Genomic DNA, 25104 nt, shown 5'->3' with positions numbered 1-25104 from the left:
ACCGTGCGCGGGCCGTCGCGCGGCGCCGCTGTCCGGACATCACGTCAGCGGTACGACGGTCGCCACGTGCTCCGGCGTACGGAATCTGACCCCGCATCCGGCGGTTCGCGCGGTGTGGCGCGCCGCGCGGCGGCGGCGGAGGGCACGCGCGGCGGGCCCGTGGGGCAGGGTGAGTGCGCACAGCACTGAGCCCCGGACCCATCTGGTCCGGGGCTCAAAGCTCACGTTGCTGTGGGGGCACCGCCCTTGGCACCTCCCGGTCCTGGGACCGGGGGCGGAGCCTGGCAGAGCATCGGGGGTACTGCGCGCTGCGGCTCGGGGGCCGAGGGGCTGCGGGTCAGGCGCTGGCGTTGCGCGCCCGGTTGCGAGCGGCGCGGCGCTTCATCGCGCGGCGCTCGTCCTCGCTGAGGCCACCCCAGACGCCGGAGTCCTGGCCGGACTCCAGCGCCCACTGCAGGCACTGCTCCATGACGGGGCAGCGACGGCAGACGGCCTTGGCTTCCTCGATCTGCAGCAGCGCAGGACCGGTGTTGCCGATGGGGAAGAACAGCTCGGGGTCTTCCTCGCGGCAAACGGCGTTGTGACGCCAGTCCATGGCTGCTCCATCTCCTCGTATTGCGGGTTCATTGCTTGTGAATGTGAACGCTTTCACGAATCCCCCCGCAACGGAAGGGCCGCCGCCCAGTTGCCCGGTGCGGACCTGAAGTCATAAGGAGGGGGATTCGGGCTCTCAAGGGGGCCTGGTGCGGCCGTCCCGATCGCCATGAAGAGACTCGCAAACCTCGGCGGCGGATACAACCCCTTCCGGAAAGTTTTTTTTGAATCCACGGTGTCGCCTCAGTCACAGCCGTACTTCCACAGGGTGGAAGCCAGGCTAAACGTTCGAGTGGAAGGAGTTTTGGCCCTGCCACTCACACAATCACACGCAGTGCATGCCGTACGCCTGTGAACGTCACGCTCGTACGCAGTCCCAGGTGGTCACCGTCCATCTGGAGGGGGAGCGGCGCCTGTGATTGCAAGGTGAAGTCGGCGAGGTCGTGCAGTGACACCGCGTGCTTGCCGTGCGGTCCGCGCTCGGGCGTTGACGTCAGCAGGTGGGTCGCGTAACGCGTCACCGCCGGGGTCGTCAGCTTGGTCAGTCCGAGCACGTCGAGGCCGGTGTCGAAGGACGCCTTGGGCGACGCGTAGATCGGGCGGTTGCCGAAGAAGGTCCACGGTGAGGTGTTGCAGACTATCGACAGTGCCAGGTCGGTGATGGGGTCCTCGCCCGGCCGTTCGATCGTGATGGTGCCCTGCCGGCGGTGTGGCTCGCCGAAGAACTGCCGCAGCGCCTGCCGCACGTACAGCGCGTGGGTCGAGCGTTTGCCGCGCTCGCGTTGCTGCTCGACCCGGCCGATGACCCCGGCGTCGAACCCGAAGCCCGCGCAGAAGGTGAACCAGCGCGCCGGCACGGCCTCGTCCGCGGTGCCGGGGGTGCCGGCCGCGAGACCGAGGCCCACCGTGCGTTCGCTGCCTTCGCGGAGCGCGGCGAGCAGGGCGCCGGTCGCCTCCACGACGTGGTTGGGCAGGCCCAGCGCCCGCGCGAAGACGTTGGTGGAGCCGCCCGGGACCACGGCCAGCCGCGGCAGGTCGCTCGGCGCAGGCCCGTGGTGCAGCAACCCGTTGACCACCTCGTTGACCGTGCCGTCGCCGCCGAGGGCCACCACCACGTCGTACGTGCCGCTCTCGGCCGCCCGGCGGGCCAGATCGCGGGCGTGCCCCCGGTACTCCGTGTTCGCGACCTCCAGCTTGAGGTCGCTGGCGAGTGCGTGGATCAGCACATCACGGGTGCGGGCACTGGTGGTGGTTGCTGCCGGGTTGACCACGAGGAGCGCGCGCATGCGATGCAGACTACCTACCTGCTCATACCGCCCCCACCCCCTGGGTGTGGTTGCACGGCCGCGGGCCGGCACGGGCCGGCCCCCGGCGGCCCCGTGGTGGGAGGTCGCCGACGCACTACCCTGCTGGGGTGAGCAGCAAGCAGAACCGCCGCCCCGCGCAGCGCGGCAGGAAGCCCGCGGCAGCGGCCGGGAAGACGCGACCGGCCAAGAAGGCCGCCGCGAGCCAGGCCGCGCCCCAGCCGGCCGCGCAGGACGAGTCCTCGGTCACACCCGCCCGGGCCGGCGACCCGGCGGGCGGGCGTGCGGCGGGGCAAGGCGGGGAGCCGGGCGCATCGGCCGCGCAGGGGGCGTCGGCCGCGCCGCAGGCGCCGTCCGGGCCGCGACCGGCCCGGCTCACCGGCGCCGCGGTCATCACCGCAGCCGAGGGCGCGCTGCTCGCCGCGTACGGGGTCTACCTGATGGTGATGGGCCTGGCCGGCGATCCGGACAGCCCGAAGCAGACGGAGATCCTCGCGGTGGTCTTCTTCGCGCTGGCGGCGCTGCCGCTGGTGGCCGCGCGCGGGCTGTGGCTGCGCAGGCGCTGGAGTCGGGGGCCGGCGATGATCACGCAGATCATGGCGTTGCCCGTGGCCTGGACGCTGATCAACTCAGGTGGCGCGCTGATCGCGGGCGGGATCGCCATCGGCGTGGTGGCCCTCGCGGCCCTCGTGCTGCTCGTCAACCCCACGGCGACCGAGGCGCTCGGCATCGGGCCACGGGACGCGTGACGAACCGCCTGGCCGCACGTCACCGCCGGACACCGCTGGCGCGCCCGTCAGTGGCGCGCGGGCCGCGGCTCCGGCGTCCCTGCTGGGCAGGGCCGCCGGTCGCCGGACGCGGCGCGTCTACTCCTCGACGAGCAGCTTCTCCCGAAGCTGGGCGAGGGTGCGCGCGAGGAGTCGGGAGACGTGCATCTGGGAGATGCCGACCTCCTGGGCGATCTGCGACTGGGTCATGTTGCCGAAGAAGCGCAGCAGCAGGATCTTCTTCTCGCGCGGCGGCAGGTCCTCAAGCAGCGGCTTGAGGGACTCCCGGTACTCCACGCCCTCCAGGGCCTCGTCCTCGGCGCCGAGGGTGTCGGCCACGGCGGGGGACTCGTCGTCCGTGTCGGGGACGTCGAGCGAGAGGGTGCTGTAGGCGTTGGCGGACTCCAACCCCTCCAGGACCTCCTCCTCCGAGATGCCGAGGTGCTCGGCCAGCTCGTGCACGGTGGGGGCGCGGCCGTGTCGCTGGGACAGCTCCGCGGTCGCCGTGGTCAGGGCCAGCCGCAGCTCCTGGAGCCGCCGCGGCACGCGCACGGCCCAGCCCTTGTCACGGAAGTGGCGCTTGATCTCGCCGACGACCGTGGGCGTCGCGTACGTGGAGAACTCCACGCCACGGTCGGGGTCGAACCGGTCGACCGACTTGATCAGTCCGATGGTGGCGACCTGGGTGAGGTCGTCGAGGGGCTCCCCGCGGTTGCGGAAGCGGCGCGCGAGGTGCTCTACCAAGGGGAGGTGCATGCGCACGAGGCTGTTGCGGAGTTCGGCACGCTCAGGAGAACCGTCGGGGAGCTCGCGCAGCTCTATGAACATCGCTCGCGCGCCGCTTCGGTCCTGTGGATCGTGGGTCCGCTGCTCGTGCTGGTGCTGATCCATGTGGTCCGCCCGCTCTGGTCCGTCGCCGGTCGGCTCCGGGTCCGCGGGATGCGGCCCGTCCGGCTGCTGCGGGATGGCCGGGGCGCGCACCCCCCGCGATGATGCAGTACTCACGGAGCCCCCCTTTCCGTTACGGCTGCCCGGGCCCGGCGCCGCGCTTCTTGTGCAGGCTGATGCTGACCGTCCGGTCCTCGGCGACCGTCGAGTCGACCTCGCCGGCCAGCGCGGAGAGCACCGTCCAGGCGAAGGTGTCGCGCTCGGGAGCGCGGCCGTCGGTGGTGGGCGCTGAGACGGTCACCCGTAGCGCGTCGCCGACCAATCGGAAAACACAACTGAGGACGCTGCCGGGAACCGCTTGTTGCAGGAGGATCGCGCACGCTTCGTCTACGGCGATGCGCAGGTCCTCGATCTCGTCGAGGGTGAAGTCCAAACGGGCCGCTAGGCCGGCTGTGGCCGTACGCAGCACCGACAGGTAGGCACCCTCAGCGGGCAACCGGACTTCCACGAAGTCCTGGGTCCCGGGCTCGCCTGCGATCTGGGACACCCTCACCTCCAAGGTGACACAAGCTGGTTGAGCTGATATGAACGCCGGCCGTCAGCCCTTATGGTGGAGGGGGACGATCCGGCGCGGCACACGGTTCGCCTGCGACGCTATCGCGATCTGTGGCCTCGTGTCGCCCGGACGGAGCATGGCTCGCCCAGGGTGAGTACGGGGCCAGAGGCACGCGACTGTCACTCATGGTAAGCATATGAGTACGCACAGTGGCTAGGGGTTGGCGGCCTCAAATCGAAAGAGATGGCGTCGCGTTGCTCACCCCGCCCGCCGTCCGCGCCGGGCCTCAACGGCATCGTGCCTGGTCAGCGCGGGGTGGCGGGAGAGGTCAGCCGTTCTTCTCGGCGAACGCCGCGAGCTCCCGCAGCGGGGCGCCGGTCAGTCGTCGCACCGTCCACTCGTCCATCGCCTTCGCGCCGATGGACTCGTAGAACGCGATCGACGGCGCGTTCCAGTCGAGGACCGACCATTCGCAGCGCTCGTATCCGCGCTCCACGCAGATCCGCGCCAGCTCGGCCAGCAGCGCCTTGCCGTGGCCGCCACCGCGCGCCTCCGGGCGGACGTACAGGTCCTCCAGGTAGACGCCGTGGGTGCCGGTCCAGGTGGAGAAGTTGCGGAACCACAGGGCGAAGCCGACCGGCTCGCTCGCGCCGGGGCCCGCCGCGCCGGCCGCCGGCTCGGTGGGCTGCTCGGCTATCAGCCCGAAGACCGCCGGATGCGCGCCGAACAGCGCGTCGTGAAGCTGCTCCTCGGTGGCCTTGGCCGCGTCCGGCTCGCGCTCGTACTCCGCGAGCTCGCGGATCATCGCGTGGATCACGGGGACGTCGGCGGGCGTTGCAGGTCGGATCATGCGGCCAAAGGTAGCGGGAGCCTCTGACAGTCGGCGGGTCGGGCCAGGTCACGGGCCGGCCGGGGGTGCGTCGTGCGGTGCCTCGTGGGGGCCGTTCGGGGCGGGCGAGGGGTTCAGACGAGGGTCTGGTCGACGAAGCACCAGCGCCAGTCCTCGTTCGGTTCGAAGGAGCGCATGACGGGGTGGCCAGTGGCCGCGTGGTGGGCCGACGCGTGCCTGCGCGGGGAGGAATCGCAACAGCCGACGTGGCCGCAGGTCAGGCAGAGTCGCAGGTGGACGGGGTGGGTGCCGGCCGCGACGCACTCCGGGCAGGTCTCGCTCTGCGCGGCGGGCTCGGGGTGCGGCAGCTCGGTGACGTGGGCGCATTCGCTCATGGTGGCCAGATTAGGTCGCTTCGTCGGGTGAGGGCGGGCGGCGGCGTGGCCGGGCGGCGTGGGGCGCCGGGCGTGCGCGGTCGCCGGCGGTGCGGCGGTACACGCCCCGACCAGCCGGTGGTCGGGCGGCCGGGGGCGGTGACGGCGCCGGGGCGGGAACCCCGCGGGCGCCGGCAGGTGTGGCGTGGGCGTGGCCGGGGTGGCTGGAAAGGGGCGGAGTGTTCGCGGCTGTTCGGGCGCGCGGGGCGGGTGCAGCCGCGTGACGTGGGGGATGCATGGGCCGTCAGAGCCGTGCGGGACGTACGGGTCGCGAGATGGGAGGGGCCTGGGCCGATGGACGTCGTTCCCCTGTTGATGCTGATCGCGGGCAGCGCGGCGATCGCCGGCGCGGCGCGGCGCACCTCCGTGCCGGGGCCGCTGCTGCTGGTCGCGGCCGGACTGGTGGCCTCGTACGTGCCCGGCGTGCCCGCGTACGTGCTCGATCCGCACGTCGTGCTGCCGCTGCTGCTGCCGCCCCTGCTGCACACGGCCGCGCTGGACAGCTCCTACCTGGACCTGCGCGCCAACGCGCGGTCGGTCGCGCTGCTCTCGGTCGGCTACGTGCTGTTCGCGACGCTGGCCGTCGGCTGGATCGCCTACCTCGTGGTGCCGGACCTGCCGCTGACCTCGGCGCTGGTGCTCGGCGCGGTGATCGCGCCGCCGGACGCGGTGGCCGCGACCGCCATCGCGCGCAAGGCGGGGTTGCCCTCCCGGATCACGACGATCCTGCAGGGCGAGTCGCTGGTCAATGACGCGACCGCGATCACGGCGTACAAGGTCGCGCTGGCCGCAGCGGTCGGCACGGGCGCCACGTGGGGCTCGGGCCTGCGGGAGTTCCTGGTCGCCGCGGTGGGCGGGGTCGGCGTCGGGGTGGTGCTGATGGTGCCGCTGCACTGGCTGCGTACCCGGCTCACCGAGCCGCTGTTGCAGAACACGCTCTCGCTGCTCATCCCGTTCGTGGCGTACGCGGTCGCCGAGCAGGTCGAGGCGTCGGGGGTGCTGGCCGTGGTGGTCGTGGCGCTGCACCTGGGGCACCAGCTCTGGCAGGTGGACTTCGCGACCAGGTTGCAGGAGCGCGCGGTGTGGGCGATGGTCTCCTTCGTCCTGGAGTCGGCGGTCTTCGCGCTGATCGGGCTGCAACTACCGGTCGTGCTGCGGGGGCTCGACGGGTACGGGGCCGGCGAGCTGCTCTGGTACGCCCTGGCGGTGTTCCTGGCCGTGGTGGTGGTGCGCTACCTCTGGGTCTTCCCGGCCACCTTCGTGCCCCGCCTGCTCTCGGCGCGGATCAGGCGGCGCGAGCCCGACGTGAACTGGACCGCGCCGACCATCGTGGGCTGGGCCGGGATGCGCGGCGTCGTGTCGCTGGCCATCGCGTTCTCCATCCCCACCGCCGCGCACGGCGGGGACCACTTCCCGGCCCGTGACCTCGTACTGCTGCTCACCTTCAGCACGGTGATCGCCACCCTGGTCGTACAGGGGCTGACGCTCCCGGCACTGATCCGCGCGCTGCGGCTGCCCGGGCGCGACGTACAGGCCGAGACGCTGGCCGAGGCGCAGGCGCAGAGCGCGGCGTCCCAGGCGGCCGAGGAGCGGCTGGCGGAGTTGCTGGCCGACGAGCGCAACCAGTTGCCGCAGCCGCTGGCCGACCGGCTGCGCACGGTCGTGGAACGGCGCCGCAACGCCGTCTGGGAGCGGCTCGGCACGGTGAGCGAAGCGACGGGCGAGTCGGCGGACGAGACCTACCGGCGGCTCTCGCGCGAGGTCATCGAGACGGAGCGGAAGGTGTTCGTGCGGCTGCGGGACGAGCGGCGCATCGACGACGAGATGCTGCGGACGCTGCTGCGCCGGTTGGACCTGGAGGAGGCGGCTGCCTACCGCGAGGGGGAGGGCGAGTAGCACCGCCCCGGGCACGGGGGGGCGTCGGTCTACGGCGCGGGGGCCGGGCCCGTGATGACCGCGGTGACGGTGCTGCCGCCGGCGATGGCGCCCGCTTCGACCAGGGAGGTCAGGCCGTAGAGCAGCTTGGCGACGTAGACGCGGTCCAGAACCAGGCCGTGTCGGTCGGCGAAGTCCGCGGCGAACGCGTCGAGTTCCGGCGTCGTCCGCGCGTACCCGCCGCAGTGGAACCGGCCGTCCAGCTCCCAGTCGCCGACCCGGGCGCCGAACGCCTCGGTCTGGAGCGCGAGGATCTCCGCCGCCAGGAAGTCGCCCCTGAGCACGGGAAACCCGATGGCCCGCGGACGTGGCCCGGAGCCGGCGGCCCGTTCGGTGGCGCGGTCGGTGGCGCTGTCGGCGGCGCGCTCGGCGGCCTGCTCGGTGGTCTGGTCGGTGGCCTGCTCGACCGGGGGATCGACCGTGGGGCCGGTCGCGGGATCGGCCGGCGGGGGGTGGTCGGCGAGACCGGCGGCGAGGCCGGCCAGGGTGCCGCCGGTGCCGCAGGCGACGCCGACGACGTGCGGGCCGTCGGCCGGGTCGAGGGCCGCGCGCAGCTCGCGGCCGAGCGTCCGGCAGCCGGTGGCGGCCAGGGCGTTGCTGCCGCCCTCGGGTATGACGTAGCAGTCGCCGAACCGCGCGCGCAGGGCCTCGCGCACCTCGGGCTCGGCCTTGCGCCGGTAGGCGGACCGGGTGAGGAAGTGCAGGCGCATGCCGTCGGCGACGCACCGCGCGAGGACCGGGTTGAGCGGCCGGTCGGCCAGCTCGTCGCCGCGTACGACGCCGATGGTGGCCAGGCCCAGGAGGCGGCCGGCGGCGGCCGTCGCGCGCAGGTGGTTGGAGTAGGCGCCGCCGAACGTCAGCAGGGGGCGCGGGCCGGTCGCGGCGGCGGCGCGCAGGTTCAGCTCCAGCTTGCGCCACTTGTTGCCGGGCAGGTCCGGGTGGATCAGGTCGTCCCGCTTGAGCAGCAGACGCACGCCACGGCGGGCGAACCGCGCGTCGGCCACGGCCTGGAGCGGCGACGGCAGCGCGGGCCGCAGCGCGTCGATCCGCGCACCGGCACGGTCGGCGGCGGGGCGCGAGCCAGGGGCGTGGTCGGGGTGCGGGGGCGGCTGGGGCCGGCCGGAGGCGTTGCTCACCGTCCCATTGTCGGTCGGGCCCGGCCCGGCCCGCTGCCAGGCGTCCGGGTGGCCCGCCGCCGCGCGTCCGGCCGGTCCGTGGCGGGGGCACCGGGGTCCGTGGCGGGGGCCGCCGTGGCGGGGCCGCCGGGGCGGGGTGCTCGGGTGGGCACAGCGCCGGGGTGGTGGGGGCGCGGCGGTGCTGTGCCCGGTGCGCTACTTCAGTCGTTCCCCGACGCGTTCCCGCATCTCGTCCATGGTGAAGCCCTTGGGGTCCACCTTGCCGGGCTGCCATTCGAGGTGGCCGATGACCGATCGCTCGGTCCATCCGTGCTGGCGGCACACGGCCGCGGCGGCGCGCTCGATGGCCTCCAGTTGCGCCGCAGGCCAGGGGTCCTCGCCGTCGCCCAGGTTCTCGCACTCGAAGCCGTAGAAGTGGCGGTTGCCGTCGGTGTTGCTCTCGTTGTCGGGCGGGAGGCGCTTCTCGGCGATCACGGCCCGCAGGACGTCGTCGTCGCCGGACCCCGCGTGGTTGGCGCGGCCGTAGCCGACCAGGTGCACCGTGCCGTCCTTGGTGATCACGCCGTGGCACAGCGGGCCGGGCAGGCTCGGATGGCCGTCGCGGCACAGGTCGACCGTCTCCTCGGCCCCCGAGGTGACGGTGTGGTGGATCATGACGCCGTGCACCGGGCCCCAGGGGCCCTTGTGGTCGCGGTTGTGGTGTTCCCAGTCGCCGACTTCCCTGACCCGTAGGCCCTCGTCGCGCAGCGCGTTGATGAAGTCCCGCGCGGACATGGGTGGGGACATGGCCGCCTCCGTTCGGTGCGCGGCGGTCGCCGATCGCGAACCGCCTCTATGACCTGCTTGTACCGGAACGTTCGGCGTCGGACTAGCCGTTCGGAGGCAGTGCGAACCGTTTTGGCCGCCGGGCCCGGTGCGCGGTGGGCTCCGGCCCAGGTGGGCGGGGTGCTGTCCGTTGGCGGATGGGTGGATCGGGGGGCGTGTGCCCCAGGGGCGTACGCCGGTGTGGTGGGTGGTGCCACGCAGTGCATGATGGCGCCGACGTCCCGCGGCGAGCCCGCCCGGGGCGCGCCCGCACCGCGGTGCCACCGCGAGCACGGACACGACAGTACGCACGACAGCACGGGGGGCACGTGGACTACCAGGGAGCGTTGGAAGTGGTGGCCGCCGCGGTCCGGTCGCAGGTGGGCCAGGGGCAGGTGGCGCAGTACATACCGGCCCTCGCCGCAGTCGACGCCGGGCAGTTCGGGATGGCGGTCGCCGACATGAACGGCGACGTCTACGGGGTGGGGGACTGGGAGGAACCGTTCTCCGTCCAGTCCATCTCCAAGACCTTCAGCCTGGCGCTGGTCCTGGCGCGGGACGGCGAGGCGATCTGGCAGCGGGTCGGCAGGGAGCCGTCCGGCAACGCGTTCAACTCGCTGGTGCAGCTCGAATACGAGAACGGCGTGCCGCGCAACCCGTTCATCAACGCCGGGGCGCTGGTCGTCACCGACCGGTTGCAGACCCTCACCGACGACGCGAGCACCACGCTCCTGGACTTCCTGCGGGCCGAGAGCGACAACCCGGACCTGGCCTTCGACCCGGCCGTCGCGCTCTCCGAAACCGAGCACGGCGACCGCAACGCCGCCCTGGCGCACTTCATGGCCAGCTACGGCAACCTGGAGAATCCCGTGCCCACGGTGTTGCAGCACTACTTCTGGCAGTGCTCGATCCGGATGAGCTGCCGTGACCTCGCACTGGCCGGCGGTTTCCTGGCCCGCCACGGGCTGCGCGCCGACGGCGGCAGGCTGCTGTCGCGGCGCGAGGCCAAGCAGGTCAACGCGGTCATGCTGACCTGCGGCACCTACGACGCGGCGGGCAACTTCGCCTACCGGGTCGGGCTACCGGGCAAGAGCGGCGTCGGGGGCGGCATCGTCGCGGTCATCCCCGGGCGGTGCACGCTGTGCGTGTGGAGTCCCGGCCTGGACGAGCGCGGCAACTCGGTGGCCGGGGTCGCCGCCCTCGACCACTTCACCACGCTCACGGGCTGGTCGGTGTTCTGAGCCCGCGCGCCCCGCGCGCTCACCCGCTGGCCCGGGCGCTGAGCCCGCACCCCCAGAGCTCAGCCTCTGTCCCGTACGGCGAGCCCGCGCCCCGCGCCCCGCGCGCTGACGCGGGCCCCGCGCCGGCCGGCGGCCCGGCCCGGGCCCGGACCTCAGCGGGGACGGGTCGGCCCGGTCAGGCCCCGTGGCCGGGGCCCGGCGTCAGGGGCAGGCGATGACCTGGCCGGCGTACGAGAGGTTGCCGCCGAAGCCGAACAGCAGCGTCGGCGCGCCCGGTGGGATCTCGCGGCGCTCGACCAGCTTGGACAGGGCCAGCGGGATGCTGGCCGCCGAGGTGTTGCCGGAGTCCACGACGTCCCGGGCGATCACGGCGTTGACGGCGCCGAGCTTGCGCGCCACCGGCTCGATGATCCGCAGGTTCGCCTGGTGGAGCACCACGGCCCCGAGGTCCTCGGGCTCGATGCCGGCCCGCTGGCAGGCGGCCCTGGCCAGCGGCGGCAGTTGCGTGGTGGCCCAGCGGTAGACGCTCTGGCCCTCCTGGGAGAACCGGGTGGGGCTGCCCTCGATCCGTACGGCGTCGCTCATCCGTGGCATCGAGCCCCACAGCACCGGGCCGATGCCCGGTTCCTCGGAGGCCACGACCACGGCGGCGCCCGCGCCGTCCCCGACGAGCACGCACGTCGAGCGGTCGGTCCAGTCGGCGACCGACGTGAACGCCTCGGCCCCGATGACCAGCGCCTTCGTCGCGGATCCGGCGCGCAGCGCGTGATCGGCGGTGGCCAGGGCGTGGGTGAAGCCGGCGCACACGACGTTGATGTCCATCAGGGCCGGCGAGCCGAGCCCGAGCCGGGCGGCGACCCGGGCGGCCGTGTTGGGGCTGCGGCCTTCCGCCGTGCAGGTGGCGACCAGCACCAGGTCGATCTCGGCGGGCGCGAGGCCGCTGCTCGCCAGTGCCTTGGCCGCCGCCTGTGCCGCCATCATGTCGACGCTCTCGTCGGGGCCGATGATGTGGCGGGTCCGGATGCCGACCCTGCTGCGAATCCACTCGTCGCTGGTGTCCACCATCCTCGCCAGGTCGTCGTTGGTGAGCACCCTGGTGGGCTGGTAATGGCCGAGGGCCAGTACGCGTGAGCCGGACATGCGGACGCGCCCCTTTCTCCGAGCTGGCGGCGGGACGCAGGGGGACGTCAGTGGCGTCGTCCCACCGTTGCAGTGCCTACCAGTCTGCGGGCCGCGTGCCGAGGCGTAGGCGTGCGATCCGCCAATGTTCCGGGGCGAGATATGGAGTCTTCGGCAGTCATGAATGGTGGTGCGTGCCCTTTGGATGTGGTGCCGCGTTCGGCCAGATGTCTCTCGACCGTCGGTGAGTCGTCCCCCTGAGCCTGGCGTGGCGGGGGTGACGGCCGACTACGGCGCGCTCGCGGCCCGGGAGGAAGCGGCGCCGACGGGCCCGCCGGAGGGGGCCACCCGATGGGGCGCCCCGCGGTGGCCGCCCGCGTGCGTGCCGCCGCCCGAGGCGGTGGGCGCGTCGCCGGTGTGTACGTCGGTGTGTGCGCCGGTGCGGTCGTCGGTCGGCAGGTGACGGCCCGTGCCGGCGGGCGGGGCGGCGGTGGCGGTGAGGGCGATGGTGCCGGAGAGCCCGGCCAGCGCCGCCAGGGTGACGGCGGCGGGGCCGAGCCGCCCGATGCGGCGGTGTAAGGCCATCGGTGGTTCTCTCGTCTCGCGTGGGGCGCGGCTGGGGCGGGGTGGCACTGCGGGCGCCTGCCGAGCGGGGCGCGGACGGCGGCACGGTGCCGTACGGGCCGTCGCGGCACGGCGTTCCTCGTACGCATGTTCAGGGCCGCCGGTGGACGCGGGGTGGCGCGGGCGTGGCCGGAGGTGAACGGTCTGGGGCCCGGCGGGGTCCGGGATCAGGCCCGGCGGCTCGGCCCCGTGGCCGGGGTCGCGCGGGTCAGAGCCAGCCGCTGCGGCGGAAGGCGCGGTGCAGCAGGAGGCAGAGGGCGACGAGGGAGGCCAGCGCGGTCGGGTAGCCGAAGCTCCAGCCGAGCTCCGGCATGTGGTCGAAGTTCATGCCGTACAGGCCGCAGACCATGGTGGGTACGGCGATGATCGCCACCCAGGCGCTGATCCGGCGCAGGTCCTCGTTCTGCGCGACGGTCACCTGGGCGAGGCCGGCCTGCAGGATCGAGTTCAGCAGGTCGTCGAACGAGGTGACCTGCTCCGCCACGCGCGTCAGCCGGTCGGCCACGTGTCGCAGGTACGCCCGTACGTCCTCGTCGACGAGCCGGGACGGCTGGGTGGCCAGGGCGTGCAGCGGGCGTTCGAGCGGGGCCACGGCGCGCTTGAGTTCCAGGAGTTCGCGCTTGAGTTGGTAGATCCGCTCCACTTCATCGGTGCGGCGGGTGTGGCTGGTGCGGCCGGTGTGTCCGGGCCGGGCGGAGCGAACGGAGCGGTCAAAGCCGTCGGACGGGGCGGAGCTGACGGACGGGTCGGAGCGGTCGGCGCGGCCGAAGCGGCGCGGCGCGCGGCCCTGCGGCGCCGGCGCGAACACCTCGCTCTCCACGGCGTCGATGTCGTCCTGGACGGCGTCCGTGACGGCGAGGTAGTCGTCCACCACGTGGTCGGCGATCGCGTACAGCACGGCGGCAGGACCGTGGGTCAGCAGCTCGGCCCGCGCCTCCAGCTCCTCGCGGACCGGGCCGAGCGAGCCGTGTCCGCCGTGCCGGATGGTGATGACGAAGTCGGGCCCGACGAAGGCCATGATCTCGCCGGTCTCCACGATCTCGCTGGTCGCGGTGGACCGGTCGTTCCCCACGTACCGCACCGTCTTGAACACGGCGAACAGCGTGTCCGCCGCGTACCGTTCCACCTTCGGGCGCTGGTGGGCCTGGAGGGCGTTGGCCACGGCCAACGGGTGCAGCCCGAACAACTCCGCGACGTCCGCGAACTCCTCGTACGCCGGCTCGTGCAGCCCGATCCAGACGAACCCGGGTGGCCGACTCCGCCCGCCCGCGCCCTGCGCGGGGACGGTGGGCCGGCCCTCGCGGACCCGCCGGATGGCGTCGGCGGCGGGGAGGTCGCCCTGCTGGCGCTGGCCGTCGCGGTAGACCGCGCAGTTGACCACGGCGCTGCCCAGCGGCGAGCGGGCCGGATGACTGAGGTCGACGCCGCGCGGGCGCCGCCGCCCGATGCGGACCGCGGTCCGAAGGGTGCGGATCATCGACACGGCGGCTCCTGCGAGGTGAGGGAGCGCTCAGTATGCCGGGTGCCGGTTGCCACGGGGCGGCGCGGCGGCGCCCGGGCGGCTCCGTGCGGCGCCCCGCCACGCCCGGGCGACGTGGTGACCGACACCCGGCGGGCGCGCGGCGGGCGACCTCCCGGTGGCCACCAGATGGCCGGCGGGCAGCCGCCTCCCGCGCGCCGGTCCGCTCCCCGGGACGAATCGGGCGGAGCCCAACAGGCCGCTCTCGCCCCCTTGTCGAAGCGGCCGAGCATCGGAAAGATCACCCCGAAGAGCGGCGGCGCACGCCGACGTCGTCGCCCGCCACCGCATCGTCGGCTTCCCGGAGAGGGCCCCGCCATGAGCGAGCTATCAGCGGCTGACGGCAGCAGCGTCCACCTGCCCGCCCCCGAGGTGGACGACGTGGTCGACGGAGCCCTCGCGGCGACGGACGCGCCGTACGGGGCGACGGTCAGGGTCGCGCCGTACGCGGGCATGGCCAAGGGCGACGTCATCACGGTCACCTTCGGCGACCTCTACACGGACGTCTCGCCCGTCTCCACCTCCTGGGTCGGCCGCGAGATGGCCTTCGTCGTCCCCACCGAGGTGCTCGCGGCGGCGAAGACGGCGGTGGCCGTCGCCTACTCGGTGGAGCGCAGCGGCGGCGGGTCGCTCGGCTCGGAGACGACGACGATCACGGTGGTGCCGCGGCGGGCGGAGGAGGACTGACGGGGGAGGGCTCGTGGTCCGCCGGCTTCGGCGACGGACTGTCCTCCTCGTCGCGGTCGCGCGGTGCGGTCAGGGGTGGTACGGGCCGGGTGACGACCTCGGCCAGCGGCATGGTCTTCTGGACAGCCCGCCCCTCGCCCGCTGTGTGGCACGGCGACCGCCGTCGCGGTCGACGACCGCGCCGGTGGAGCGCCGGCCGAAGGGAACTCGTGATCTTCCTCGTACCGGTGGTGCTGCTCGCCGCATGCGCCGTGGTCGTCTTCCTCGTACTCCAGTGTCTTCGCGCCGCTCTGCCGGGCGGCGGACGCTGGACCGGCTGGCGGCGCGCCGCTGCCGCCGCCGCCTTCGCCTGTGCCGCGACGGCCACGGCCGCCTACGCGCTGGGGGCCGTGAACCTCATGCTGACCGTCTCGGTGGCACAGGACGGCGGGGCCGACTCCGCCCCGTTCCCCTATAACCACCCGTGCCGGGCCCAGTTGACGGGGGCGGTGGACTACGAGGTCCAGTTCCACACCCTGCGCACGGTGTGTGTCCTGGCCGACGGGGAGCGCAGGGCGGTGCGTGACGTACCGCGGGCGGTGCGGACGGTGGCGGCGACGTCGGCGGTCAGCGCCGGCGCGCTGGCGGGGGCGGTGTGGGCGACGGGGCGCACGCGCGCGCCCGCGACCGGTCGCTGAACGACCGCACCCGGCCCACCCCCCGTCACGGATGACAGCGGGCGAACCGGGTGCGAGGAAGAGCCGTGGGCGGGCGCCTGGTGGGGGGCTCGCCGAAAAGAGGCTGAAAGAAGCCGGCGGGCGGCTCAGGCCTTCTTGGTCTCCCAGAAGATCTTGTCCACCTGGGCGATGTAGTCCAGGGCCTTCTGACCCGTGGCCGGGTCGGTGGAGCCCTTGGCCGCGCTCAGGGCCTTGAGGGTGTCGTTGATGAGCTGGTGCAGCTCCGGGTACTTCTCGAAGTGCGGGGGCTTGAAGTAGTCGCTCCACAGCACGGAGATGTGGTGCTTGGCCAGCTCCGCGCGCTGCTCCTTGATGATGGTGGCGCGGGCGCGGAAGTGCTCGTCCTCGTTGGCCTGGTACTTCTCCTGGACTGCCTTGACCGACTCGGCCTCGATGCGGGCCTGGGCCGGGTCGTACACGCCGCAGGGAAGGTCGCAGTGGGCGCTGACCTTTACCTTGGGGGCGAACAGGCGGGAAAGCATAGAGCTGTCCTTCCTCGTGATCGTCTTCTCAGGTGCGAGATTACTCCGTGAGGGAAGGCTTTTCTCGGGTGGCCCGGGGGGCTTAGGACAAAAGTCCGGTGTCGGACCGGGACTGATGGAGCGACGGACCGGGAGGTGCCGTGATGCCGGAGCGGACGCAGGAGCGTGGCCGCGAGCGTGGGCAGGGGGAAGACGGCGAGCGCCACGGGCTGCTGCGGATCGGTCTCGCCGAGGTGTACAACCCGTCGATGGTGCCCACGCTGCGCCCGGGTGACCAGCTCGTCGTGCAGTACGGGGCGGGCGTGCGGGTCGGCGACGTGGTCGTGCTGCGCCACCCGTTCGCGCAGGACCTGCTGATCGTCAAGCGCGTCGTGGGGCGACGGCCCGGTGGTTGGTGGGTCGAGGGGGACAACCCGTACGTCCACAACGACAGTCGCGAGTTCGGCGCCGTCCCGGACGAGCTGGTGGTGGCGCGGGCGCTGGCCCGGCTGCGTCCGCCGCCGGGGGCCGGTCAGCGCTCGGTGGCGGGGCTGCTGTCGTGGGCAGCCTCGGCGGTGCGGCCGGTGGGCTCGGGGCGGGGGCCGCTCGGCCGGCTGGCAGGCCGCTCCGGCCGCTCCGGCCGCTCCGGGCGCCCGGAGCGCTCGCTCTCCAGGCGCTTGCGGGCCCGGTAGGCGGCGACGTTCGCGCGCGTGGCGCAGCGGTCGGAGCAGTAGCGTCGCGAACGGTTCGTCGACGTGTCGAGGTAGGCGTTGCGGCACGGCGACGCCTCGCAGATGCCGAGCCGGTCGGCGCCCAGCTCCGTGAGGTGGAACGCGAGCCCCATGGAGGCGGTGGCCGCGTAGCTGGCGCCCGCGTTGGCGGCGTAGTCCGCGATGTGCATGTGCCACTTGGGCCGGCCGTCCTCGTCCCGTACCTCGTGCCCCGAGATCTGCGGGCTCACCGGGAACTCAAGCAGCAGCGCGTTGAGCAGGTCGACGGCCAGCACCTCGTCGCCTCGGTCGGCCGCCTCGAAGACGGCGCGCAGTCGTCCCCGCACCCCGCGCAGCCGGGTCACGTCGGCCTCGGTGGCCCGCCGCGCGACCTGCTGGCTCGGGCCGAACAGGTCCCGTACGGCCTCGACCGAGGTGAGCCCGTCGGTGCCGCGCTCGGGCTCCTCGCTGTTGACGAGCTGGACGGCGAGATCCGAGTAATAGGCCAGTTCCACTTGTAGTCCTTACGGAGGCGGTCTATGGTCGTCGGTGCAGTGGGGTAATGACTGCTGTGGCTATCAGGGTATTACGTAGAGGTCATGGGAGGGTCGCGATGACGGAGACGATCACGGCTGCGGGCGCTGACTGGCGAGCCTGGCAGGCCAGTTGGGACCGGCAGCAGGAGTGGTACATGCCGGACCGCGAGGAGCGGTTCCGGGCCATGCTCGACATGGTCGAGGCGACGGTCGGCCCGGCGCCGCGCGTGCTCGACCTGGCCTGCGGCACCGGCAGCATCAGCGACCGCGTGCTGGCCCGCTTCCCCGAGGCCACCAGCACCGGCGTCGACCTCGACCCGGCGCTGCTGACCATCGCGCGCGGGTACTTCGCGGACGAGCGCCGCGTCGAGTTCGTCACCGCCGACCTGCGGGACCCCGAGTGGCGGAGCAGGCTGCCGCACGCCTCGTACGACGCGGTGCTCACCGCGACCGCGCTGCACTGGCTGAACAGCGACGCGCTGAGCACGCTGTACGGGCAGGTCGCGGAGCTGGTGCGGGAGGGCGGGGTGTTCATGAACGCCGACCATATGCCCGTCCCGTCCACGCCCCGGATCAATGCCGCCGAGCGCCGGTTCCGCAAGGCGCGGCAGGAGCGCGAGCGGGCCGAGGGCGTGCAGGACTGGGCCGACTGGTGGCGGGCGGTCGCCGCCGACGAGGTGCTGGGCGGGCCCGCGGCCGAGCGGTTCAAGATCTTCAACAACCCCACCGAGGTCAGCAACGACCACGACGGCAACGACGAGTCGGTGGACTGGCACGTGGCGGCGCTGCGCGCGGCCGGGTTCGACGAGGCCCGCCCGGTGTGGTGCTCGGCCACCGACGCCCTGGTGCTCGGCCTCAAGTAGGCCCGGAGACTCCGGTGATTTCGGCGCCCGCCGCGCCGGCGGCGCGGCGGGTGGCCGGCCGCCCCGGAGCCGGGGACGCCGCGCGGCGGGCGGGCGTGCGACGGGTGGGCGTGCGGGAGCGGCACGGGCCGCGTGGGCCCGTGCCGCCGTCTCGTCCGTCTCCTCATCCGCACGCGGCGCCGCCCCGCCCCGGCCGCCGGCCGGGCACCGGGCGCCGGGCTCCGGGAGGCCGGTAACCGGGTCGGGCGCCGGCCGCTCACAGCACCTTCGCTCACAGCACCTTGGACAGGAACGACTTCGTGCGCTCGTGCTGCGGGTTGGTCAGCACCTCGCGCGGGTGACCGGTCTCGACCACCGCGCCGTCGTCCATGAAGACCAGCGCGTCGCCGACCTCGCGGGCGAAGCCCATCTCGTGGGTGACGACGATCATCGTCATGCCGGACTCGGCGAGGTCGCGCATCACGTCGAGCACGTCGCCCACCAGCTCCGGGTCGAGCGCGGAGGTCGGCTCGTCGAAGAGCATCAGCTTGGGCTCCATGGCCAGCGCCCGGGCGATGGCCACCCGCTGCTGCTGCCCGCCGGAGAGCTGGGCCGGGTAGTTGCCCGCCTTGTCGGCCAGGCCCACCCGGTCGAGCAGCCTCAGCGCGCGCTCCCGCGCGACCGCCCTGGACTCCCGCTTGACCTGGACCGGCGCCTCCATGACGTTCTCCACCGCGGTCATGTGCGGGAAGAGGTTGAAGCGCTGGAAGACCATGCCGATGTCGCGGCGCTGCGCGGCGACCTCGCGGTCGCGCAGCTCGTAGAGCTTGTTGCCCTGCTGCCGGTAGCCGACCAGGTCGCCGTCGACGTACAGCCGCCCGGCGTTGATCTTCTCCAGGTGGTTGATGCAACGCAGGAACGTGGACTTGCCGGAACCCGAGGGGCCGATGAGGCAGAACACCTCGCGCGGGGCGACCTCCAGGTCGATGCCCTTGAGTACCTCGACGGGCCCGAAGGACTTGTGCACGCCCTCGGCCTTGACCATGGCGGTCACGCGCCGCCACCCCCCTTCGTACCGCGGGTGCTCAGCGAGCCCACGTTGGCCTTGACCTTCTGCCACGGCGTGGGCGGCAGTTGACGCAGCGAGCCGCGGGCGAACCGCCGCTCCAGGTAGAACTGGCCGACGCTCAGCACGCTGGTGACCACCAGGTACCAGATCGCCGCCAGGAAGAGCATCTCGACCGTGCCGCCCGAGGTCTGGCCGACGTTGGTGGCCGCCTGGAGCAGGTCGTAGTACTGCACCGCGATCACCAGTGAGGTGGTCTTGAGCAGGTTGATGAACTCGTTGCCGGTCGGCGGCACGATCACCCGCATCGCCTGCGGCAGCACCACCCGGCGCAGCGTCTTGGCCTGGCTCATGCCCAACGCGTGCGACGCCTCGGTCTGCCCCTCGTCCACCGACTGGATGCCGGCCCGGCAGATCTCCGCCATGTAGGCGGCCTCGTTGAGGCCGAGGCCGAGCAGCGCCGCCAGGAACGGCGTCATGAAGTCCGCCCACTCGTCCTGGTAGATGGGTCCGAGGTTGATGTACTCGAAGACCAGGCCGAGGTTGAACCACAGGAGGAGCTGGACGTAGACCGGGGTACCGCGGAAGAACCAGATGTAGGCCCAGGCGATGGACGCGGTGACCGGGTTCTTCGACAGCCGCATCACGGCGAGCACGACGCCGAGGGCCACGCCGAGCGCCATCGCGACGATCGTGAGCCAGATCGTGTTGCGGACGCCCTTGAGGATGTCCTTGTCGAAGAAGTAGTCGGGGACGGCGCCCCAGTTCACCTTGCCTTGCGCGAAGGCGTTGACGAGCAGGCCGAGCAGGCCGAGCGCGATCACCGCCGAGATCCAGCGGCCGTAGTGCCGGACCGGGATGGCCTTGATCGCCTCGGGGGCAGGAGCCGGGGTGCCCGAGGGCCCCGTCACCTTGTCGATGTCAACAGTCACAGGTGCTGCCTTTCAGCATGAACCGTCACGAACGGGGCGGTCAGGAGCCGCCGTTGATCTTCGCCTCGGTGACGGCGCCGGCCTCGACGCCCCACTTCTTGAGGACCTTCTCGTACGCGCCGTTCTTGATGATCTCGTCGAAGGCGGCCTTGAGGGCGTCCCGGAGCTGGGTGTTGTCCTTGCTGATCGCCACGCCGTACGGGGCGGCCTCGACCTGCTCGCCGACGATCTCGAAGTCGTCGCCGCCGCCCGAGGTCTGCACGGCGTACGCGGCGACCGGGAAGTCGCTCGCGGCGGCGTCGGCGCCGCCGGCCCGCAGGCGGGTCTGGGCCTGCACGTCGTTGTCGAACGCCTCGATGGCGATCTTCCCCCTGCCCTTGTCCTCGCACGTCTTGGCCTGGTCCTTGGCCAGGTCGTGGGAGACGGTGCCGCGCTGCACGACGATCTTCTTGCCGCACAGGTCGTCCCAGGTCTCGATGGACTGGTTCTTGCCCTTACGCGTGTAGATCGAGACGCCGGCCTGGAAGTAGTCGACGAAGTCGACGCCCTCGCTGACCTTCTTGCCCTTTTCGGGGTCGATGCCCTCCTGGCGCTCCTTGGTGTCGGTCATGGCCGACATGGCGATGTCGTACCGCTTGGAGCGCAGACCGGTGAGGAGGGTGTCGAAGGTGCCGTTGGCGAACTGGAAGCGGACGCCCAACTCCTTGCCGAGCGCGTCGGCGAGGTCGGGGTCGATGCCGACGGTCCGTCCGCTCTTCTTGAATTCCACCGGCGGGAAGGCGATATCCGACCCGACCTTGATCACGCCCGCATTCTGGACATTTTTTGGCAGCTTGTTGAAGAGGCCCTTTCCGGAAGCGGAGCCGTCCACCTTGTCCCGCTGATCGCCGCAGCCGGACAGCAGAAGGGCGCCGGTGACCGCGAAGGCGGCGACGGCGACCGACCTGGGTGTCCGAGGGGTGGCCATGCCCGGCCGACGAGAGCGGCTGGCGGTCATACTGGTTCCTCCTGCGGATGAGGGAAGCGCCGACGGGGCCTGCACACACCTTCGGGTGTCGCGGCCGTGTGTGATTGGGGCATCTTGCCATCCGGGCCAGCGCATATGGGGGGCCGGCGAGGTCAAAATCGGATAACGGGCAGCTCACGCGGTGCGGTGCCCGAACGACGTCGGACATGACGTCTCGGCGGCGCACCGGGAAACGCCCGGGTGACGGAATGGCTACCGACGCGTGGCCGCGGTGTCGCGGTACATGGATATTCGGTAGCGATTGACCTGCTTTCGGTGTTAACGCGCGGTTGCCGCGCTGCACCGCGACGGAACTCACTCGTTCGGGAGTGCGCTTCTCCGGTAGAAAAGACGGTTACACCCCTCACCCGGGGCTCAGGGCACGTGTGCGGCGTGCCCGGCGTTCGTCCACCTCCGCCGCGGTTATCCGCGGGGCGGAAGGCGGACGCGGTGCCCGCCCGCTCCGCAACACAGGGGGCGGCTACCCTCACCAGATATACGACAAAGGGGTCAAGAAAGTGGCAGCGGAGATCGTGAATCCTCGCAGCGACAGCGACGGTACGACGGACGAAGAACTCTTCGACCCGGCCTTCGCGTTGCACCGGGGCGGCAAGATGGCCGTCCAGGCGACCGTGCCGATGCGCGACCGGGACGACCTGTCCCTCGCGTACACGCCCGGTGTCGCCAAGGTGTGCAGCGCGATCGCCGAACAGCCCGAGCTCGTCCACGACTACACCTGGAAGTCCCAGGTGGTGGCCGTGGTGACGGACGGCAGCGCGGTGCTCGGACTTGGCGACATCGGCCCGGAGGCGTCCCTCCCGGTCATGGAGGGCAAGGCCATCCTCTTCAAGCAGTTCGGCGGCGTCGACGCGGTGCCGATCGCGCTCGACTGCCGGGACGTCGACGAGATCGTCGACACCGTCGCCCGGCTCGCGCCCTCCTTCGGCGGCATCAACCTGGAGGACATCTCCGCGCCGCGGTGCTTCGAGATCGAGCGCCGGCTGCAGGAGCGCGTCGACATCCCCATCTTCCACGACGACCAGCACGGCACCGCCGTCGTCACGCTGGCCGCGCTGCGCAACGCCGCGCAGCTCACCGGCCGGCCGATCGGCGGGCTGCGGGCCGTCATCTCGGGCGCGGGCGCCGCCGGCGTCGCCATCGCCAAGATCCTCGTCGAGGCCGGCATCGGCGACGTCGCCGTCTGCGACCGCAAGGGCATCGTCTCGGCCGAGCGCACCGACCTCACCGACGTCAAGCGCGACCTGGCCGGCTTCACCAACAAGGCGGGCCTGACCGGCACCCTTGAGCAGGCGCTGGACGGCGCGGACGTCTTCATCGGCGTCTCGGGCGGCACGGTCCCCGAGTCCGCGGTGGCGACGATGGCCAAGGACGCGATGATCTTCGCGATGGCCAACCCGAACCCGGAGATCCACCCCGACGTGGCGCACAAGTACGCCGCGGTCGTGGCCACGGGCCGCAGCGACTTCCCGAACCAGATCAACAACGTCCTGGCCTTCCCCGGCATCTTCGCCGGCGCCCTCCAGGTCCGGGCCTCCCGGATCACCGAGGGCATGAAGCTGGCGGCGGCCGAGGCACTGGCCGCCGTGGTCGCCGACGAGTTGAGCGCCGACCGCGTGATCCCCTCACCCTTCGACGAGCGGGTCGCCCCCGCCGTCACCGCGGCCGTGGCCGCCGCCGCGCGGGCGGAGGGCGTCGCCCGCCGCTAGGCGCGGCGCGCGCGAGCCGTACGCGGACCGCGGGGCGGGCCCACTCCCTGGCCGGGGGTGGGCCCGCCCTCGTACGTGAGGGCGTACGCCGGGGCGCGCCGCTCGGTGGCGCGGGGGCCGACGCCGCGGCGCGCGTACCGGGCGGTCGCGGGGCGCCGGGCAGCGCGGGGGGGCGCGGCCCCGCGTGGCCGGGGGAGGCGGGCCGGCGCGGCGTTGGCCCAGGCCAACCCGGCGTGGGCGGGTGTGGGCCGTGCGAGGGGTGGGGGCAGCGTCACACCGTCGCCCGGTTCCGTTCGGGCCCGGCGCGCGCCTAGGGTCGGGGGCATGTTCGCTGCCTACGCCGCTCGCATCGACCCTGACCAGCCGCTGTCCGGACTGGAGTTGGGGGACCGCCCCGAGCCCGCCGACCGGGCTGGCTGGACCACCGTCAGCGTCAAGGCCGCGTCGCTGAACCACCACGACCTGTGGTCGCTGCGCGGCGTGGGGCTCGGCGAGGAGAGCCTGCCGATGATCCTCGGCTGTGACGCGGCCGGCATCGACGCCGAGGGCAACGAGGTCGTGCTGCACTCGGTCATCGGCCAGAGCGGACACGGCGTCGGCGCGGACGAGCCCCGCTCCATCCTCACCGAGCGCTACCAGGGCACCTTCGCCGAGCGCGTCGCCGTGCCGGAGTGGAACGTGCTGCGCAAGCCGAAGGAACTCTCCTTCGAGGAGGCCGCCTGCCTGCCGACGGCGTGGCTCACCGCGTACCGCATGTTGTTCACCAACGCCGGCGTGCGCCCCGGCGACTCCGTGTTGGTGCAGGGTGCCGGCGGGGGCGTGGCGACCGCGGCGATCGTGCTGGCGAAGGCCGCCGGGCTGCGGGTGTACGCGACGAGCCGGGACGAGGCCAAGCGCGCGCGGGCGATGGAGCTGGGGGCGGTGGCGGCCGTCGAGCCGGGCGCCCGGCTGCCGCAGCGGGTGGACGCGGTGATCGAGACGGTGGGCGCGGCGACCTGGTCGCACTCGGTCAAGTCCCTGCGGCCGGGCGGCACCCTGGTCATCTCCGGCGCCACCTCGGGCCCGAGCCCGAAGACCGCGGAGCTGAACCGCATCTTCTTCCTGGAGCTGAAGGTGGTCGGCTCGACCATGGGCACCAAGGACGAGTTGGAAGGGTTGCTGAACTTCTGCGCGGCCACCGGCGTGCGCCCGGTGATCGACACCGTGCTCCCGCTGGACCGGGCCCGCGAGGGCTTCGCGAAGATGGCGGAGGGCGACCTGTTCGGCAAGGTCGTCCTGACGGTGTGACGTGCGTGACGTGACATGACGTGTCGGGGTGCCGGGGTGCCGGGGTGTCGCGTCGTGGGCGTGTCGGCGTGACATGACCTGACGCCCGGGGCCCCTGCCCGCCGCCGCGCGCGGCATCGTACGGAGCCTGGTGCGGCCTTCTCCGGAGCGCCCGTACGGGCCGGCCGGGGCGGGGGAGTGGGGGCCGCCCGAGCGGTGCGCGGCCCCGGGGCCACCCGTGTCCTGTTCTCAGAGCGTCAGCGCGTACGCCTGCCAGCGGCTGGTGATGCGCGCCCCGAGCAGTTCCGCGGCGCGGCGCAGCGGCGGGTCGGCTATCTCCCGGATGTCGAGGTCGGCCGTGTCCGCGCTGACGGTGCGCAGGTGGGCTATCAGCCCGGCGATGCCGGCGGCGAGTTCGGTCGGCGGCGTGTCGAGCGGCGCGGCGACCTCCAGCAGGGCCCGGCCGTCGACGAGGTCGGCGGCGAGTTGGGCGGTGAGCGAGCCGTCGGCGCCGAGCAGGTCGAGTACGTGGCCCTGCGGCGCGCGGTGCGCCAGGTACGCGTCGACGCCGGCGGCGTCCCAGGGTGGCTCGGGCACCGCGTGATCGCCGGGACAGGACCGCGCCGCCGCCGTGCCGGCCTCGTCGCACTCCGGGAGGGCGTCGACGAGGTCGCGGGGGGCCCCGCCGGCCCGGCGGTCGTGCTGGGCGTGCACGGTGTTGTACAGGCGGACGTAACGCTCGACGGCCGGGTGCGGGCCCGGCGGAAAGGGGCGCGGGGTCTCGCGCAGGAGGACCGGCGGCAGGCCGGGCGGTGGGGCCCACGCCTTGAGGTCGGGCACCGTCCAGTGCCGGCCCAGCTCTCCGTCGACGCGGGCCCCCAGCGCGTCGGCGGCGCGCCCGACGGGGCTGGTGTCGGGGCCGCTCCAGTTGATGGTGGCGAAGCCCAACTCCTTGGCGTGGGCCGCGGCGTGCCGCAACAGCAGCGTCAACAGCTCGACCTCACAGGGGGGTTCCGGGGTGTCCTCGCGCGTAGCGTGGCGCCCGGTGGGTGGCCGTCTGCGCACTCCGGTGGCCAGGGTGTGGTCGAAGACGACCGCTGCCGACTCGCCCGGTGGCTGCAACAGCCTTCCCCAGCCCAGGAGTTCGCGTCCGCTCCGGACGATCACGACGCCCCGGCAGGCGAACGTGTCGGCCCGGGCCGAGTCCGCCCGCGCGATCGCCGGTGGGGACTCCGCCTCGGCCGGTCGTCGCGCCGTCGTGGAGGCCGGTGGCCACTCCTCGCTGCGGTGCGGGTCCACGAGGTCGGCCAGCTCCTGCGCGAGCAACTCGTCGGCGCCGGCGGCGGAGTCGAATTCCACCGTGATGGCGGCGGGCAAGGACATACGGTTCCCTCTTCCGCGTCGT

At 72.9% G+C, this 25104-nt stretch carries 25 protein-coding genes and 1 pseudogene; 9 read left to right on the top strand and 17 right to left on the bottom strand.

Annotated features, from left to right (window positions below; all coding sequences use genetic code 11):
- Positions 1-337 precede the first annotated feature (337 nt).
- Complete coding sequence (locus tag AC3CHW_RS10110; protein WP_003953983.1) at positions 338-595, bottom strand: WhiB family transcriptional regulator; 258 nt, start codon at positions 593-595, stop codon at positions 338-340.
- 316 nt (positions 596-911) lie between these two features.
- Positions 912-1880 carry a diacylglycerol/lipid kinase family protein gene (locus tag AC3CHW_RS10105; RefSeq protein WP_387600263.1) on the bottom strand — a complete coding sequence of 323 codons (969 nt, stop codon included), beginning with the start codon at positions 1878-1880 and terminating at the stop codon, positions 912-914.
- 128 nt (positions 1881-2008) lie between these two features.
- On the opposite strand from AC3CHW_RS10105, the gene AC3CHW_RS10100 reads away from it, so the two are divergent.
- Positions 2009-2647, top strand: coding sequence for a hypothetical protein (locus tag AC3CHW_RS10100; protein WP_488470222.1), 639 nt, complete (start codon positions 2009-2011; stop codon positions 2645-2647).
- Positions 2648-2764: 117 nt separating this feature from the next.
- Here the strand turns inward: AC3CHW_RS10100 and AC3CHW_RS10095 are convergent, their stop codons facing one another.
- The 4 genes from AC3CHW_RS10095 to AC3CHW_RS10080 form a co-directional block, all read right to left on the bottom strand.
- Positions 2765-3646, bottom strand: coding sequence for an RNA polymerase sigma factor SigF (locus AC3CHW_RS10095; protein ID WP_176166399.1), 882 nt, complete (start codon positions 3644-3646; stop codon positions 2765-2767).
- A gap of 40 nt (positions 3647-3686) precedes the next feature.
- Entirely contained in the window at positions 3687-4100 is a 414-nt protein-coding gene (locus AC3CHW_RS10090; RefSeq protein ID WP_176164006.1) for an ATP-binding protein, read from the bottom strand.
- 337 nt (positions 4101-4437) lie between these two features.
- The gene (locus AC3CHW_RS10085; protein WP_488470221.1) at positions 4438-4959 is read right to left on the bottom strand and encodes a GNAT family N-acetyltransferase; all 522 of its coding nucleotides are present in this window, start codon (positions 4957-4959) and stop codon (positions 4438-4440) included.
- 113 nt (positions 4960-5072) lie between these two features.
- Positions 5073-5333 (bottom strand): UBP-type zinc finger domain-containing protein, encoded by a 261-nt coding sequence (locus tag AC3CHW_RS10080; protein WP_187089232.1) that lies wholly within the window; start codon positions 5331-5333, stop codon positions 5073-5075.
- 333 nt (positions 5334-5666) lie between these two features.
- Between AC3CHW_RS10080 and AC3CHW_RS10075 the strand changes: the two genes are divergently transcribed.
- Complete coding sequence (locus AC3CHW_RS10075) at positions 5667-7268, top strand: Na+/H+ antiporter (protein ID WP_488470220.1); 1602 nt, start codon at positions 5667-5669, stop codon at positions 7266-7268.
- Positions 7269-7297: 29 nt separating this feature from the next.
- On the opposite strand, the gene AC3CHW_RS10070 is transcribed toward AC3CHW_RS10075, so the two are convergent.
- Together AC3CHW_RS10070 and AC3CHW_RS10065 are read right to left on the bottom strand one after the other, a co-directional pair.
- Positions 7298-8353, bottom strand: a complete 1056-nt coding sequence (locus AC3CHW_RS10070; protein WP_488471015.1) for a 1-aminocyclopropane-1-carboxylate deaminase/D-cysteine desulfhydrase — start codon at positions 8351-8353, stop codon at positions 7298-7300.
- A 285-nt stretch (positions 8354-8638) separates the two neighbouring features.
- Positions 8639-9229, bottom strand: coding sequence for an N-acetylmuramoyl-L-alanine amidase (locus AC3CHW_RS10065; RefSeq protein WP_398609261.1), 591 nt, complete (start codon positions 9227-9229; stop codon positions 8639-8641).
- 347 nt (positions 9230-9576) lie between these two features.
- Between AC3CHW_RS10065 and AC3CHW_RS10060 the strand changes: the two genes are divergently transcribed.
- A complete protein-coding gene (locus tag AC3CHW_RS10060) occupies positions 9577-10488 on the top strand; it encodes a glutaminase (RefSeq protein ID WP_381162263.1) in 912 nt (303 codons plus the stop codon).
- Positions 10489-10689: 201 nt separating this feature from the next.
- Here AC3CHW_RS10060 and AC3CHW_RS10055 read toward each other — a convergent pair whose 3' ends face one another.
- The 3 genes from AC3CHW_RS10055 to AC3CHW_RS10045 form a co-directional block, all read right to left on the bottom strand.
- Positions 10690-11628, bottom strand: coding sequence for a beta-ketoacyl-ACP synthase III (locus AC3CHW_RS10055; protein WP_187087750.1), 939 nt, complete (start codon positions 11626-11628; stop codon positions 10690-10692).
- 267 nt (positions 11629-11895) lie between these two features.
- Positions 11896-12192 carry a hypothetical protein gene (locus AC3CHW_RS10050; protein WP_398609260.1) on the bottom strand — a complete coding sequence of 99 codons (297 nt, stop codon included), beginning with the start codon at positions 12190-12192 and terminating at the stop codon, positions 11896-11898.
- Between the two features lie 247 nt (positions 12193-12439).
- On the bottom strand, positions 12440-13708 hold the full coding sequence (locus AC3CHW_RS10045; protein WP_488470219.1) for a magnesium and cobalt transport protein CorA: 1269 nt from the start codon (positions 13706-13708) through the stop codon (positions 12440-12442).
- 360 nt (positions 13709-14068) lie between these two features.
- Here AC3CHW_RS10045 and AC3CHW_RS10040 point away from each other — a divergent pair, with 360 nt between their 5' ends.
- Positions 14069-14437 carry a hypothetical protein gene (locus AC3CHW_RS10040; protein ID WP_488470218.1) on the top strand — a complete coding sequence of 123 codons (369 nt, stop codon included), beginning with the start codon at positions 14069-14071 and terminating at the stop codon, positions 14435-14437.
- A gap of 209 nt (positions 14438-14646) precedes the next feature.
- Positions 14647-15114, top strand: a complete 468-nt coding sequence (locus AC3CHW_RS10035) for a hypothetical protein (RefSeq protein WP_488470217.1) — start codon at positions 14647-14649, stop codon at positions 15112-15114.
- A gap of 125 nt (positions 15115-15239) precedes the next feature.
- Here the strand turns inward: AC3CHW_RS10035 and sodN are convergent, their stop codons facing one another.
- Positions 15240-15635 carry a superoxide dismutase, Ni gene (sodN, locus tag AC3CHW_RS10030; RefSeq protein WP_176164017.1) on the bottom strand — a complete coding sequence of 132 codons (396 nt, stop codon included), beginning with the start codon at positions 15633-15635 and terminating at the stop codon, positions 15240-15242.
- A gap of 143 nt (positions 15636-15778) precedes the next feature.
- On the opposite strand from sodN, the pseudogene sodX reads away from it, so the two are divergent.
- Positions 15779-16102, top strand: a pseudogene (gene sodX, locus AC3CHW_RS10025) (nickel-type superoxide dismutase maturation protease); the annotation flags it as partial.
- A gap of 44 nt (positions 16103-16146) precedes the next feature.
- Here sodX and AC3CHW_RS10020 read toward each other — a convergent pair.
- Positions 16147-16839, bottom strand: a complete 693-nt coding sequence (locus tag AC3CHW_RS10020; RefSeq protein WP_332840269.1) for a CGNR zinc finger domain-containing protein — start codon at positions 16837-16839, stop codon at positions 16147-16149.
- A gap of 98 nt (positions 16840-16937) precedes the next feature.
- Between AC3CHW_RS10020 and AC3CHW_RS10015 the strand changes: the two genes are divergently transcribed.
- On the top strand, positions 16938-17723 hold the full coding sequence (locus tag AC3CHW_RS10015) for a class I SAM-dependent methyltransferase (protein WP_187087737.1): 786 nt from the start codon (positions 16938-16940) through the stop codon (positions 17721-17723).
- Positions 17724-17994: 271 nt separating this feature from the next.
- Here the strand turns inward: AC3CHW_RS10015 and AC3CHW_RS10010 are convergent, their stop codons facing one another.
- The 3 genes from AC3CHW_RS10010 to AC3CHW_RS10000 are packed head-to-tail and all read right to left on the bottom strand — an operon-like array spanning position 17995 to position 20697.
- Positions 17995-18747, bottom strand: a complete 753-nt coding sequence (locus AC3CHW_RS10010) for an amino acid ABC transporter ATP-binding protein (RefSeq protein ID WP_398609407.1) — start codon at positions 18745-18747, stop codon at positions 17995-17997.
- A 5-nt stretch (positions 18748-18752) separates the two neighbouring features.
- On the bottom strand, positions 18753-19700 hold the full coding sequence (locus AC3CHW_RS10005; protein ID WP_187063605.1) for an amino acid ABC transporter permease: 948 nt from the start codon (positions 19698-19700) through the stop codon (positions 18753-18755).
- Positions 19701-19740: 40 nt separating this feature from the next.
- Positions 19741-20697 (bottom strand): ABC transporter substrate-binding protein, encoded by a 957-nt coding sequence (locus AC3CHW_RS10000; RefSeq protein WP_488470216.1) that lies wholly within the window; start codon positions 20695-20697, stop codon positions 19741-19743.
- A 527-nt stretch (positions 20698-21224) separates the two neighbouring features.
- Between AC3CHW_RS10000 and AC3CHW_RS09995 the strand changes: the two genes are divergently transcribed.
- Together AC3CHW_RS09995 and AC3CHW_RS09990 are read left to right on the top strand one after the other, a co-directional pair.
- Positions 21225-22433 carry an NAD(P)-dependent malic enzyme gene (locus AC3CHW_RS09995; RefSeq protein WP_398609246.1) on the top strand — a complete coding sequence of 403 codons (1209 nt, stop codon included), beginning with the start codon at positions 21225-21227 and terminating at the stop codon, positions 22431-22433.
- Positions 22434-22757: 324 nt separating this feature from the next.
- On the top strand, positions 22758-23720 hold the full coding sequence (locus tag AC3CHW_RS09990; protein ID WP_488470215.1) for a zinc-binding dehydrogenase: 963 nt from the start codon (positions 22758-22760) through the stop codon (positions 23718-23720).
- A 228-nt stretch (positions 23721-23948) separates the two neighbouring features.
- Here AC3CHW_RS09990 and AC3CHW_RS09985 read toward each other — a convergent pair whose 3' ends face one another.
- Positions 23949-25082 (bottom strand): hypothetical protein, encoded by a 1134-nt coding sequence (locus AC3CHW_RS09985; RefSeq protein WP_488470214.1) that lies wholly within the window; start codon positions 25080-25082, stop codon positions 23949-23951.
- Positions 25083-25104 lie beyond the last annotated feature (22 nt).

The organism is Streptomyces sp. MGP-BFMKR1, assembly GCF_057766585.1.
Note: the sequence above shows the minus strand (reverse complement) of the source record. Positions and strands in the feature narration are given on the sequence as shown.